At 74.4% G+C, this 12,814-nt stretch carries 8 protein-coding genes; 4 read left to right on the plus strand and 4 right to left on the minus strand.

What is annotated here, in order from left to right; translation table 11 throughout:
* The first annotated feature begins 235 nt into the window (after positions 1-235).
* The gene (locus MUY14_RS36810) at positions 236-1,291 is read left to right on the plus strand and encodes a hypothetical protein (protein ID WP_247016309.1); all 1,056 of its coding nucleotides are present in this window, start codon (positions 236-238) and stop codon (positions 1,289-1,291) included.
* A gap of 124 nt (positions 1,292-1,415) precedes the next feature.
* On the opposite strand, the gene MUY14_RS36815 is transcribed toward MUY14_RS36810, so the two are convergent.
* Together MUY14_RS36815 and MUY14_RS36820 are read right to left on the minus strand one after the other, a co-directional pair.
* Complete coding sequence (locus MUY14_RS36815; RefSeq protein ID WP_247016311.1) at positions 1,416-3,569, minus strand: DUF6049 family protein; 2,154 nt, start codon at positions 3,567-3,569, stop codon at positions 1,416-1,418.
* Positions 3,566-4,108, minus strand: coding sequence for an NUDIX hydrolase (locus MUY14_RS36820; RefSeq protein ID WP_163046934.1), 543 nt, complete (start codon positions 4,106-4,108; stop codon positions 3,566-3,568). Before MUY14_RS36820 ends, MUY14_RS36815 begins: the two co-directional genes overlap by 4 nt.
* 101 nt (positions 4,109-4,209) lie before the next feature.
* Between MUY14_RS36820 and MUY14_RS36825 the strand changes: the two genes are divergently transcribed.
* From MUY14_RS36825 to MUY14_RS36835, 3 genes are read left to right on the plus strand one after another with little or no spacing between them, the layout of a single operon-like run.
* The gene (locus MUY14_RS36825) at positions 4,210-5,652 is read left to right on the plus strand and encodes a CCA tRNA nucleotidyltransferase (RefSeq protein ID WP_247016313.1); all 1,443 of its coding nucleotides are present in this window, start codon (positions 4,210-4,212) and stop codon (positions 5,650-5,652) included.
* Between the two features lie 4 nt (positions 5,653-5,656).
* Positions 5,657-6,964 carry a sensor histidine kinase gene (locus MUY14_RS36830; protein ID WP_247016315.1) on the plus strand — a complete coding sequence of 436 codons (1,308 nt, stop codon included), beginning with the start codon at positions 5,657-5,659 and terminating at the stop codon, positions 6,962-6,964.
* Between the two features lie 12 nt (positions 6,965-6,976).
* A complete protein-coding gene (locus tag MUY14_RS36835; protein WP_247016317.1) occupies positions 6,977-7,828 on the plus strand; it encodes a class I SAM-dependent methyltransferase in 852 nt (283 codons plus the stop codon).
* Here MUY14_RS36835 and MUY14_RS36840 read toward each other — a convergent pair.
* Positions 7,815-9,722, minus strand: coding sequence for a TNT domain-containing protein (locus MUY14_RS36840; RefSeq protein ID WP_247016319.1), 1,908 nt, complete (start codon positions 9,720-9,722; stop codon positions 7,815-7,817). The two genes, MUY14_RS36835 and MUY14_RS36840, sit on opposite strands and share 14 nt — an antisense overlap.
* A 35-nt stretch (positions 9,723-9,757) precedes the next feature.
* Complete coding sequence (locus MUY14_RS36845; protein ID WP_247016321.1) at positions 9,758-12,799, minus strand: ADP-ribosylglycohydrolase family protein; 3,042 nt, start codon at positions 12,797-12,799, stop codon at positions 9,758-9,760.
* Between the last annotated feature and the right edge of the window lie 15 nt (positions 12,800-12,814).

Consider the following 12,814-nt stretch of genomic DNA (forward strand, 5'->3'; position numbering starts at 1 on the left):
CGCGAGGCGGTACGGGCGTGCCGGGCGGCGGGGTGCCCGGAGCCGCCGGGATGCCCGGTGGCGGGGTCGACGGCGGGCTGGGCTGCGGGAGCCGTCCCTGCTGCGCGCCGGGGCCACCTTGCGGCGGCGCGGCCGGCGGGCCGCCTGCTTGGGAGGTGACCGGCTGGGCGCCGCTCAGGGGCTGGCCGGGCAGGGGGACGCCGCTCGGCTGGGGGCTGCCCTGCTGGGGGCTGCCTTGCGGTCCGCCTGGCTGAGCGCCGCCTGGGGGGCCGCCCGGCTGGCCGACGCCTGGCTGGGAGCCGCCTTGCTGGGGTGCCGCCGGTGGGGCGCCGCCGGGTTGCGGGCCACCCGGCGGCGGACCGCCTGGGTGGGGGCCGCCCGGTTGCGTGATGACGGGTTGGGCGCCGCTCAGGGGCTGGCCCGGCAGCGGTACGCCACTCGGTTGCGGGCCCGGCTGGGCGCCGCCCGGAGGCAGGCCACCCGGCTGAGCGCCGCTCGGCGGCTGACCAGGAGGGGGTCCGCCCGGAAGCGGCGGAAGTGGCGGCACGGGCTGGACCCGCGTCGGCGCGGGTCCGCCCCGCGGCGGTTGTCCCCCGCGCGGCGGGGGCTGCTGGGGCGGCGGGACGCGGCGGGGCGGCCGGTCCTCGCGAAGGGCACGGTCCCCTTGTGGAGCCCGGTCGTCGCGGGGGCCGCGGTCGGCGTGGGGTGCCCGGTCGTCGCGAAGGGCCCGGTCGGCGTGGGGTGCCCGGTCGTCGCGGGGGCCGCGGTCGTCGTGCGGTGCCCGGTCGTCGCGCACAGTGCGGTCGTCGTGAGGGCCGCGTGGTGCTCGGTCGTCCCGGAAGGCGCGGTCGCCGTGGGGGCCGCGGTCGTCCGCGGGCCAGTCCTCGCGCTGACGGTCGCCCCGAGCGGGACGGTCGGCGCGGGGGGCGCGTTCCTCCGGGGGCCAGTCCTCGCGGGGGCGGTCGTCGCGGTCGCGGCGGGGCGCGCGGGGCGGGGCCTCTTCGCGACCCGGCCGGGCGGCGCGCCGGGGGCGGTCGTCGCCGGGCACCCGGTCGCCGCGAGGCTGCTCGCGGCGAGGCTGGCCGTCACGGCCGGCGCGGGGTGGGGCGTCGTCCGGGGGCGGCATCTGGCGGGTTTGGCCGTTGCGGGGCGGCTGCCTGCGGCCGCGCTCCGGGGGTGGTGGAGGCGGCTGCTGACGGCGGGGCGGTTGCGACGCGCGCGGGGGTCCGTCGCCCCGTTGCGGCGGCGGAGCGGCTTCGCGCCGAGGACGACTCGCACGCTCGGGTGGTAAGCCCGGGTCTCTCTCCAACGCGTGCCCAATCCTCGGTGCTCTACTCCGGTGCCGCGGCCGGGTGCCGCGCACGTGCGGACCAAGGGTAATCGGGAACCGCGCGGAACACGCGAAGGCCGAGGGATCAGTCCACTACATCGCGTCCCGCGCGGGCGTCCTTCACCCGCCGGTAGATGCGCCGCGAGGCGAGCAGAAGCAGGGCCACACCTGCGGCGACGGTCGCGATGATGGTGATCGCGCCGTACTCCGTGGACGTCAGCTCGAAGCGCGCGGATGACCCGAGCGGGGTACCGGTCGGGGTGCTCAACGACACATCGACGCTGAACCGGCCGGCCCGCAGCGCCTCCACCGGGAGCAGGTACTGCCGTCCGCCGCCCGCCGGGAAGGACACCTCCTTGCGGTCGTCCGTGCGCAAGCCGGTGTTGTTGCTCAAGGTGAACCGCGCGTTGATGCCCACCGGCAGGTCGTTCACCACGTACACCGGCAGCGGGGAGTTGCCCGACGCCAGCGCGATGGTCTGCCGCGGCTGCTGGACGCTCACCCGGTCGCTGATCGCCGCGATCTCCGCCTGGGCGTTCGCGGTCGCCGCGTCGGCGGGCAGGCCCCGCCACGCCGTCGAGGCGCCGCGGAGCTCGGCCAGCCGGACCGGGGCGACGACGTCGTCCGGCTTCACCCGTTTGGTCGGGTCGAGCTGCATGGAGGACGCCATGCCGGTGGCCTGGCCGTCGACGGCCGCGAGCGTCGCGGCGACCTGGGGGTCGACCGCCGCGTTCGGGTCCTGGCCGCCGTCGCCGACCGCGCCGGAGGCGGCCGGGTCGGCCGAGAGCAGCGACGGGAGGGCGATCGGGGTGACCACGCCGGCGGTGATGAAGCCGGCGACCTGCTCGAGGTACGCGGTGAGCTCGGCGACCGGCGCGTCCCAGCGCCGCGGCGGGGCGACCAGCAGGTGGTCGGGCCGCTCCTGGCCGGCCGGCTGGCCGAGACCGGCCCGGAACGCGAGGGCGCCGAGGCCGTTCTGGCTCGAAATCGCCCGCTCGGTGTTCACCGGCGAGGTGACCGAGTCGGGCACGGTCGGCACGCCCGTCATGGCGGCCGAGACCAGCGAGTCGGTCGGCTGCGCGCGCACGGCGCTGCCCTGCACGGTGACACCGCCGCCGGCCGCGGTGGGGGCCAGCTTGGCGGCGTCGGTCAGCACCGTGCGGACGCCGGCCTGCGACAACGCCGTGAGCACCGCTTCGCTCGGCGTGCCGCCCGGCCAGAGCACCCCGGTCTGCGGCGTGACGCCGGCCAGCTGCTGGATCGCGGCCGCGCCCGACACCGCGCCGGTGACCAGCGTGGCGTCGCCCGGGCGGATCTTGGCGACGGTCTCGAGGTCGGCGTCGGCGAAGGGCAGCGTCACGACGCACCGGCCGGTCAGCAGCGTCTTGAGCGCGGCGAGCCACGCCTTCGCGGCCTCGGTGCCCTTGCCGTCGACGTTCCCGCCGTCGGTGTGCACCTGGTAGCCGCGGCTCATCGCGTCGATGGTGGTCAGCAGGTCCGGGTCGAGGGCGAAGCACATCGACTTCGCGAGGTTCGAGCTGCCGCGCACGGCCGTGGTCGCGGCGCCGACCAGTGCGTTCAGCCGGCCATCGCCGCTGATCTCGGCGGCGAGGCGGTCGTCGCGCAGCACCAGCGGCTGGCCGTACGGGGCCGCGTACACCTGCGGGACGCTGCTGGTCAGCGGCCAGAGCATGGTCATGCTCGGCGCACCCGCGCGACTGCTCGACTGCTTGCCGGGCCCGGTGAGCACCGGCATCAGCATGCTGACCGCGCCGAGCCGGGCGGGCCCGCCGAACTCCGGCGTGCCGTTCACGTTCACCAGCAGCGGGTAGACGCCGGGACGGCTGAACCGCTCCGCGCGGGGGCCGGTCAGGTTCACCGTGATGTTCAGCGGCGCGCTCTGTCCGGGGTCCAGCGCGTCCGCGACGGGGGCGAAGTCGGTCAGCGGGCTGTCCTTGAGGACGGCGCCGGAGAGCACGTCGTTGACCCCGCGCGAGGTCGTGACCCGGTCACCGACCTGCAGGCGGACCTGCGGCCGGGTGACCTTCCGGTCGCCGGTGTTGGTCACCGTGCCTGCGACGGTCAGCGTCGTGGTCGACCCGGTGATCACGCGCGGGGCGAGCTCGTTCAGGTCGACGCGCAGGCGGGCACCTTCCTCCGCCTGGGCCACCGAGGCGCCGGCGAGGGCGGGGACGGCCAGGAAGAGGACGGAAAGGAAGGCTGCGGCGAACCGCTTCACTCGGGGGCTCCCTCAGGGGCGTGCTCGTCTCGTCCGTGGACGTCCGGGCGCGCGAAAAGTTCCTTGGCCTTCCGGACGAGCTTGCGCTCGTCGGAGTAGGCGAGTTTGGTCTCCAGCTCGGCCAGCGGGACCCAGGCCACCTCGGTGACCTCGACGTCCTCGTCGGACAGCTCACCGCCCAGCGCCTCGAGCAGGAAGTGGTGGACGGTCTTGTGGATGCGCCGCCGCTCGGCCACGAACCAGTAGTCGATGGTGCCCAGCGGACGCATGACGCGCGCGGAGATGCCGGTTTCCTCCTTCACCTCGCGCACGGCCGTCTGTTCCACCGTCTCACCGTCCTCGATGTGGCCCTTGGGCAGCGACCACAGCAGTCTGCCGTGCCGGTCGAGCCGGCCGATCAGCACCGCCTGTTCGCGCGCCGCGTCCACCACGAGGCCACCGGCCGACGTCTCGTCGACCGTGGTCAGGCGCCTGCCGCGCTGACGCCTGCGCCGCCTGCGCGGCTTCGAGGCGCCGGGTCGGCCGGCTGATCCAGACATGCTGCGATGCTAGAGCAAACGGTTGCCCCGGTAGGCTGGCTCTCCGTGTCCGTGTCCGGCGGTGCTCGGAGCAAGCGCACCTGGAACGTAGTGGGATTTTCGTGAACGACGTGGTCGTCAAGCAGAACGCGGTGGTGGAGCTGATGCGGGTCTCCCCCCTGGCCGAGGAACTGGCGGAGAGGTTCGCCAGTGCGGGCCACCGCCTCTACCTGGTCGGCGGCAGCGTGCGGGACGCGCTGCTGGACCGGCCGTCCGGCGATCTCGACTTCACCACCGACGCGCGCCCCGACCGGGTGCTGAAGATCGTCAGCGGCTGGGGCGACGCCGTCTGGGACGTCGGGATCGCGTTCGGCACGATCGGCGTGACCAAGAAGGGCATGCAGCTCGAGATCACGACGTTCCGCGCGGACAGCTACGACCGCGTCGGCCGCAACCCCGAGGTCACCTTCGGCGACAGCATCGAGGGCGACCTGCTCCGCCGCGACTTCACGGTCAACGCGATGGCCGTCGAGCTGGCGTCGGGCACGTTCATCGACCCGCACGACGGGCTGAGCGCGCTGCGGGAGCAGGTCCTCGACACGCCGGCGACGCCGCAGGAGTCGTTCGCCGACGATCCCCTGCGGATGCTGCGGGCCGCCCGGTTCGCCGCGCAGCTGGGCTTCACCGCCGCGCCGCGGGTGGTCGACGCGATGACGTCGATGGCGGGCGAGATCGACCGGATCACCGCCGAGCGCGTGCAGGCCGAGCTGTCGAAGCTGCTGCTGGCCGCCGACCCGCGGCCGGGCCTGGAGCTGCTGGTCGACACCGGGCTGGCCGACCGGGTGCTGCCCGAGGTGCCCGGGATGCGGCTGGCCATCGACGAGCACCACCAGCACAAGGACGTCTACCAGCACTCGCTGACCGTGCTCGCCCAGGCGATCGAGCTGGAGACTTCGCACGAGCCGGCGTCCGGACCCGATCTGATCCTGCGACTGGCGGCGCTGCTGCACGACGCCGGGAAGCCGGCGACGCGGGAGTTCCAGCCGGGCGGCGGCGTGAGCTTCCACCACCACGAGGTGGTCGGTGCGCGGATGGCCCGCAAACGTTTGCGGGCGCTGAAGTTCTCCAAGGAGATCGTCGACGACGTCTCCCAGCTCGTGTTCCTCCACCTGCGGTTCCACGGCTACGGCAAGGGCGAGTGGACGGATTCGGCGGTCCGCCGGTACGTCACCGACGCCGGTCCGCTGCTGACCCGCCTGCACAAGCTGGTCCGCGCCGACTGCACCACGCGCAACCGCCGGAAGGCGGCCGCGCTGCAGGCGACCTACGACGACCTCGAGGCCCGCATCACGGCGTTGAAGGCCAAGGAGGACCTCGACCGGGTCCGCCCGGACCTCAACGGCGAGCAGATCATGGAGCTGCTCGGCATCAAGCCGGGGCCGGACGTCGGGAAGGCGTGGAAGTTCCTGAAGGACCTGCGCCTGGACCGCGGGCCGCTGGACCACGACGACGCCGTGGCCGAGCTGAAGCAGTGGGCCGCGGAAAACGGCATCGGGAACGGCTGAGCCGGTGACGGGCGGGGGCAGCTTCCTGGTGGCGCTGATGCGCCGCGGCGCCCCCGCGATCGCCACCGCCACGAGCGAGCTGCCCGACGAGATCGCCGACCCGGCGCCGATGCACGCGCTCCGGCGCATCTCGCGGATGAACGGCCCGATCGACCCGAGCGAGCGCGACGGCCTGCTGCTGCGCGCCACCCGGTACGTCGTGCTCATCCCGCTGGCCTACCGGCTGCTCGCGGTGCCCGGCCAGTTCGGCGTGTACACCGTCAAGCACGGCACGACCGGGCTGCTGCCGGTCGGCGTCTTCACGCTGCTCTCCGTCGCGCTGAACGTGATCGGCCTGCGCTGGATGTTCCGCTCGGCGCCGTTCCGCGGCCGGGACGCCGGGAAGCTGCTCGCCGTCGACCTGCTCTTTTCCGTGCTCTCGCCGCTCGTCCTCGCGCTGACCGTGCCGGCGGTGGCCTACTTCGACGCGCTGGCGGTCAGCAGCGTCCACCTCTTCGGCGAGGCCGGGCTGCTCACGCTCGCGCTGGGCGTCCCGAGCGGGCTGGTGTTCGGCCTGGCGAGCTTCCCGCTGCGGATGCTCGCGAACTGGCTCAACACCGGCCGGTTCCAGGTGGACGCCGCGTTCTCGACGTACTCCGTGCTGCTCGCGGAGCTGTTCCTGGCCACCGCCGCCCTGCTGCTGACCGGCCTCGGCACCCGGCTGGCGCTGGCCTACGGCACCCGCAACGGACGCCTCGCCGAGCGCGCCCAGCAGCACCGGATGCTGCACGACACCGTGCTGCAGACGCTCGAGGCGATGGCGCTGTCCGGCACCGCCAACCCCGAGGAACGGCTGGTCGAGATCCAGCGGCTGGCCCGGGCGCAGGCGATGGAGATCCGGCACACGATCGAGTCGGCGAAGTCCGAGCGGGCCGAGGCGGGCGCCCGGCCGCTGGGCGAGAAGCTCGCCGCGCTCGCCGCCGAGATGGCGCGCGACGGCCTGCGCGCCCAGCTCGTGGTGGCGGAGCTGGACGACGACACGCTGTCGGAGGTCCGGCAGATCGCCATCCGCGACGCCGTGCGCGAGGCCCTGCGGAACACGATGAAGCACTCCGGCACCGACCGGGTGGTGGTCCGGGTCGAGGAGCGCGACGGCGGGATCGCGGTGATCACCCGCGACCACGGCAGCGGCTTCAGCGCGGCCGACCACCCGGCCGGCTTCGGCATCAGCGAGTCCATCACCGCCCGGCTGGCCGAGGTCGGCGGGACGTCGCTGGTCGAATCCGGACTGCCCGGCGGGGGCACTCGGGTGACGCTTTGGGTCCCCTTCTGATATCTCCTGAACATGACCTCGATCGAGCTGCTCGCCGACGCTCTCATCGCCCACCGCGCCGGTGACCGCGACCAGGCCGTCGAACTCGCCGCCCGGGCCGGGCGCGCCGGCTCCACGCTGGCCGACGAACTGCGGATCTACCTGGGCGGAGACGGCTCGGCGCCGGTGTACGACCAGCCCAGCGCGTTCACGACCTTCATCCGCGGCGGCGGCAACATCGGCCTGTACCGGGCCCTGAGCACCGCGCTCGCCGAGCGCTACGACGCCGAAAAGCCCGAATCGCTGCTCGACCTGGGCTGCGGCGACGGCCTCGCCGTCGTGCCCGCGCTGGAGCAGGCCGCGCACACCCCGGCGCGGATCGACCTGGTCGAACCGTCGGCCGCGCTGCTCGAAGGCGTCCACGAGCGGGTGCCGTCCGCGCAGTGCTGGCAGTCGAGCGCGCAGGAGTTCCTGGCCCGCGACGACCTCGGCTGGGACTTCGTCCAGTCGACGTTCGCGCTGCAGTCCATCGAGCCGGAACAGCGCGCGGAGGTGCTTCGCACGCTGCAGCTGCGCACCGGGAAGCTGGTCATCGCCGAGTTCGACGTCCCCGAGTTCGAGGAAGGCTCGCCGGAGCACCTACGCTCGCTCGTCGAACGCTACGAGCGCGGGGTCGCCGAGTACGGCGAAGACGCCTCCCTGGTCGCGCAGGGTTTCCTGCTGCCGGTGCTGCTCGGGATCGTCTCCGGGCAGGAGCGGACGAACTGGGAGCACCCGGCCGCGGGCTGGACCGAGCAGCTGAAGACGGCGGGCTTCACCGACGTCGACGTCACCCCGCTCGCCGACTACTGGTGGTCGCCCGCCGTCCTGATCACTGCCTGCTGAGCGAGCCCGTTTCGAGGTGCTGGGCGAGCGGGCGCGGCAGCAGGTAGGCGACCGCGCCGCCCGGCATCCCGCTCCACGGCGCCGTCACGCCGGTCAGCACCCGCACCGCGCGCTGCACCCGGTACAGCCGCTTCTCCCGCTCGCGCTCGAAGGCCAGCGCCGCCTCGACGAACCGCGTACCCCCGGCGTGCACCAGGTTGCCGGTCTCGTTGCCGAACCGGACGACCGTCGTGCCCGGGGCGAGCGTGATCAGGCGCTTGCCGCGGTAGAAGTTCAACGGCGGTTCGCCGCGCATCGGCAGGATCGGCCAGTCGGCGGGCTGGTCGGACTCCTCGGCCGGGCGCGGCGGCAGCATCAGCAGCACGCCGAGCAGGAACCGGGCCGCGTCGCCGAGCGAGCCGAACGCCACCGGCTCGTCGGACGGCGGCCGTGAGACCTCCCAGCCGTTCTCCGCGCGGCGCAGCGTCCAGACGTCCTCGGCCGGGATCTCGTTCGCGCCGATCCGGTAGGCGGCCGGAGGCACGCCGTGCTCGGAGAGCCGCTGCTGGAGCAGCTCCAGCGTCTCCGCGCCGCGCAGGTTGCGCACCTGCTCGCCGCGGGCGACGCGGGTCAGCGCGCGCTCGTCCGGCAGGTCGGCGGCGGTCTGCGCCGGCCGCGGCGTGCCGCTGACCTCCGCTTCCGCCGTCGCGCGGACGAGCTCGCCGACGAACGGCGGCCGGAAAGCGGCCGCCCGGATGTGCTCGACCAGCTCCGGCTCCGGCGGCACCCCGTACTTGCGCAGGTAGTGCGGCACGGCGGCGGGCCAGATCCAGGTGCCGTCGGTGTGGAACGCGTTCGGCACGTCCGGCTTCGCGCCCGGCACGCCGAAGATGTCCGGCAGCGGCGTCGGCCGGTGCAGCGCGACCGGCGAGCGGAACAGGTAGTCGAGCACCCCGCGGACCTGGTCCGGCGGCACCGGCGGCCGGTTGACCACCGGGCGCTCGCCCTCGGCGTGCGAGTCCGCGGCCCGCGCGAGGCGGAACGCGGTGTCCAGCGGGAGCCCGGCCTTCGCGGTCAGCCACGCCGGCGCGTGCTTCGGCGTGCGCGGGTAGGTCGCCAGCTCCAGCTCGTAGGCGGCGGTCGACGGGCGCCCGCCGTCGTTGGGCGGCACCCGCCAGTCCGGCTCGCGGTCGGCGTCGAAGTCGAAGTCGAACGACGACGCCGAGTCGAGCGTGAAAGTGCCCTGGAACCAGGTGCCGGTCTCGGGCTGGAACATCGCCGCGCGCAGCCGCGCGAAGAGGCCGCCGAGCCGGGGCACCGCGGGCAGCGACACCGACACCGGGCCGTCCTCGTCGCCGACCGCGCGGACTTCGATCTCCGCGTAGTCGCCGACCTGCCGGAACTGCGCGCCGACCCGCGACCAGCCGCCGGGCACGGTGTGCAGCAGCGTCCGGCCGATCGCGCGCAGCAGCGCGTTCTGGTCGTCGCCGCCCGGCTGCGGCCGCGCGTCCGGCGCCTCGGTGAAGTCCAGCCGCGTCTGCCACAACGCCGTGACCTGCTTGGCCGGCACGGTGACCGAGAAGTCGGTCAGCCCCAGCTGCGCCGCGCGGACGCTGTCGTCGCGGACCCAGCGCAAGGTCAGCTCGGGCCGCTCGCCCGGAGCGACCTCGAACACCTCGCCGTCGTACTCGGCGAAGGTGCGCAGCGTGAACGTCGCCGGCACCTCGCTCGCCGGCACCACTCGCGCCGGCCGCCCGTCGTGCTCCTTGTCGAACCCGTCCGGCGCCTCTTCCTCCGGAAGCACGGACAGCAGCACGGTGCCGTCGGTGGTGGACCGCTGCGCGCGGAACGTCCCCTCGCCCCACGTCGCGTACAGGCCGTCCGGGCGTTCGGCCACCTCAACCCGGTAACGCACGTTTTGTCCTCCCCTGCCCCAGTGACCCCAGGAATCTAGTCGACCGGGTACCGAGCGAACCACCGGTCGTCACCCGGCGCACCCGGGCCGAATTCGGTGATCGCGTCGTCCGCCAGTCCGACGATGACGTCGCGGAGCTCCAGCCGCTCCAGCCAGCTCTGCCGCAGTGCTCCCTCGCCGTACATCGCGCCGACGAGGTTGCCGCAGACCGAGCCGGTCGAGTCGCTGTCCCCGCTGTGGTTGACCGACGCCAGCAACGCCGTGTCGGCGTCGGTCGTGGTGAGCGCGACGTACACCGACATCGACAACGCCGTCTCGCCGATGTTCCCCGCGCCGAGCGATTCGAGCTTCTCCGGCGTCGGCGGGCCCTGCTCCGCCAGCGCCAGCGCCGCGTCGAGTGCCGCGCTCTGCTCTTCGTGCCCTGCGTGCTTCACGAGCTCCGCCCGCGCGGTCGCGACCGCGTCGAGCAGGGGTTTTCCGTGCAGCAGTTCGTGCACGACCACCGCGAAGCACCCGGACGACAAATACCCGCTCGGGTGACCGTGGGTCAGCGCCGCGCTCTCGGCACCGAGCCGGAACACCTCGGCGAGGTCGTCCGACCACACCGCGATCGGCGCGGCCCGCATCACGCCGCCGCAGCCCTTCGAGTTGTTGATCGGCCGCTCGACGGTGCCGCGGACGCCCGAGCGGCCGTACGCCTCGAGCTCGCCGAAGCAGGTCAGGCCCGGGGCGCGGCGGCTGAAGAGCTCCTGGTGGGTGATCAGCCAGCCGTCCGGCGCCTCGAGGGCCGACTGCGGCCCGCGCGCCCGGTCCCACGCGACGCCCTGGGTGTGCAGCCAGCGCTGGTAGGCCAGCTGCAGCGAGTGCACGACGTCGGCCGAGCCGGTGCGCCGCCGCTGCGCGTGCGCGCGGATCAGCGCTTCGAGCGTGAAGAGCGTCATCTGCGTGTCGTCGGTGATCCGGCCGACGCCGCCGTACGCGGGGATGAAGTCGGTGATCCCGGCCGGCCCGGCGATTTCGCGGATCCGGTCGATCGAGTCGAACTCCGTCTTCGCGCCCAGCGCGTCGCCGATCGCCCCGGCCAGCAGGCTGCCCCGCAGTCGCGATCGCAAGTCCGGTCCCTTCGGTTTCGGGGTGAACCGGCCGCTCGGGTACCGGCGCTCCCAACGCGGGTGCTCCGCGGTCTCCGTCTGGAGGCCGTTGCGGTTGAAGTACCAGAAGACGTCGCTCGCGATGTCCTCCAGCAGCCCGAGGTCGGGCAGCGCCGAGACCCACGGCAGGCCGGGCAGGCCGACCCGGGCGCCCACCAGCGCCCCGGCGATGGCGCCCGCGACCGGGCCGGACCGGGCGGCGAGCGTGATCGCCGCTGCGGGGTCGTAGCCGCGCTTGGCCGCGGCGAACAGCGCGCGGCCGAGCACCGAGCGCACGCTCCGGCCGTCGCCGATGCTTTCGAGCTGGGCGACGTCGTCGGCGTCGCGGTCCTCACGCAGCGCCAGCGTCGACGTCGCCAGGTCGCCGCCCACTTCCCGCAGGCGGACGTGCACCGGCAGCGCGAACGCCTCGCGCGTGAGCAGGGCCTGGAAGACCGCGATCAGCAGCTCGACGCCTTCGGTGACTTCGGCGCCGGCGCCGCTGCCGGTCAGCTCGCGGGCGACGTCCTTCGCGTACCGCTCACCGTCGACGTCGGCGAGCGCGACCGCGCCGGCCGGGGTCGCGGCCAGCGCGGTGGCCAGCAGCGCGGAGAACTCGGCGGGCGGCGGGCCCGCGTGCCGGGTCGCGACGGCGAGCCAGCCGACCGGGTCCGGCTCGGGCAGCGTGGCCGGGACTTCGCCGGTCGGCACCGGCGGCAGCCCGCGCAGCACGATGTCGGTGTGGAACAGCAGGTGCCGCGTCAGCCCGCCGAGCGGCAGCGGTCCGGCCGGGTCGGCACCGCCGCCCAGCGCGTCACCGATCGCGAAGCCGACGTACGCGCCGACGATCCGGTGCCAGGCGAAGCGCCCGGCGGGCGTGCCGAAGGCGGAGAACTTGCCGAACGTCCACGGCACCGGCCGCGGGCGGCCCTCCTCGTCGACGTGCGCGATCAGGCCGTGCGCGTCCAGGTCGGCGGGCCATTCCGGGTCCTGGCCCGCGCGGCGCCGGACGCCGTTGCGGTACTGCCAGGCGAACCCGCGCAGGTACCGGACGCACTCCTCGGGCGTCAGCTCGAAGTGGTGGTCGCGGGCGTGGTTCACCGCGTACCGCAGGTGCCGTTCGAGCAGGTCGGGCGGCTCGACGCCGAACTCTCCGACCAGCGCGGGCAGCGCGTCGGCGACCGCGGGGCCGGCTTCCGGCGCGGGTTCCTCGACTCGCGGACCGCGTTCGCCGGTCGCACCCAGCTCGGCCGCGGTCAGGCTGCGGACCAGCCCGGTGCCGGGGTCGAGCGTCAGCCCGGCCGACGAGGGCAGGTCGCGGACCGGCACCCGCCACCGGCGCGGGTAGCGCCCGGGAACCAGCGCCGACGAGCTGTAGGCGATGACTTCGCGGGCGCCGGTGCCGGGCACCGGCCGCAGCAGCGGCTCGCCGTCCGGCAGCGGCACGAGCACTTCGCAGTCGAGCAGCGCCTGGGCGAACTCGGGGCGGCTGATCCAGCCCACGGCCAGGTAGGTCAGCAGCTTGGCGGCGTCCGTCGCCGGCACCGGGAAGCCGCGCCAGACCGGGCCGGGCGTGTACTGCTCGTTGACCCGGTACTCGCCGGTCGACCGGGTCCAGCCGCGGATCGCCCGCACCGGGAGCTCCGGGAACGCCTTCTCGTCGAACTCCGGATCGACGTCGGGCCGCCACTCGGCCTCGGCGGGCGTGCTCGCCATCGACGCCTGGTCGAGCGTGACCTCGCCGCCGTCGTCGGGCACGAACAGCACCGGAGCCGGGATCAGGCCCGCGCCGACATCGGTGCCGTCCAGGTACGCGGCGGCGTTGACCGTGAAGCGCCAGCCGTCCGGGCGGCGCGTGGTGAGCTCGTCCCGGATCCGCAGCCGGTCACCGCCCGGTCGCGTGCGCAACCACTCCCGCACGCGGGCGACGGCGTCCTGTTCTTCCATTCTCCCCATCCTCGG

This window comes from Amycolatopsis sp. FBCC-B4732 (genome assembly GCF_023008405.1).
Classification (GTDB): domain Bacteria; phylum Actinomycetota; class Actinomycetes; order Mycobacteriales; family Pseudonocardiaceae; genus Amycolatopsis; species Amycolatopsis pretoriensis_A.

Excerpts from the sequence above, each read along its gene's own strand:
- MUY14_RS36835 (WP_247016317.1), top strand. The coding sequence starts at position 6,977 with ATGACCTCGATCGAGCTGCTCGCCGACGCTCTCATCGCCCACCGCGCC.
- MUY14_RS36820 (WP_163046934.1), bottom strand. The coding sequence starts at position 4,108 with ATGTCTGGATCAGCCGGCCGACCCGGCGCCTCGAAGCCGCGCAGGCGG.
- MUY14_RS36845 (WP_247016321.1), bottom strand. The coding sequence starts at position 12,799 with ATGGAAGAACAGGACGCCGTCGCCCGCGTGCGGGAGTGGTTGCGCACG.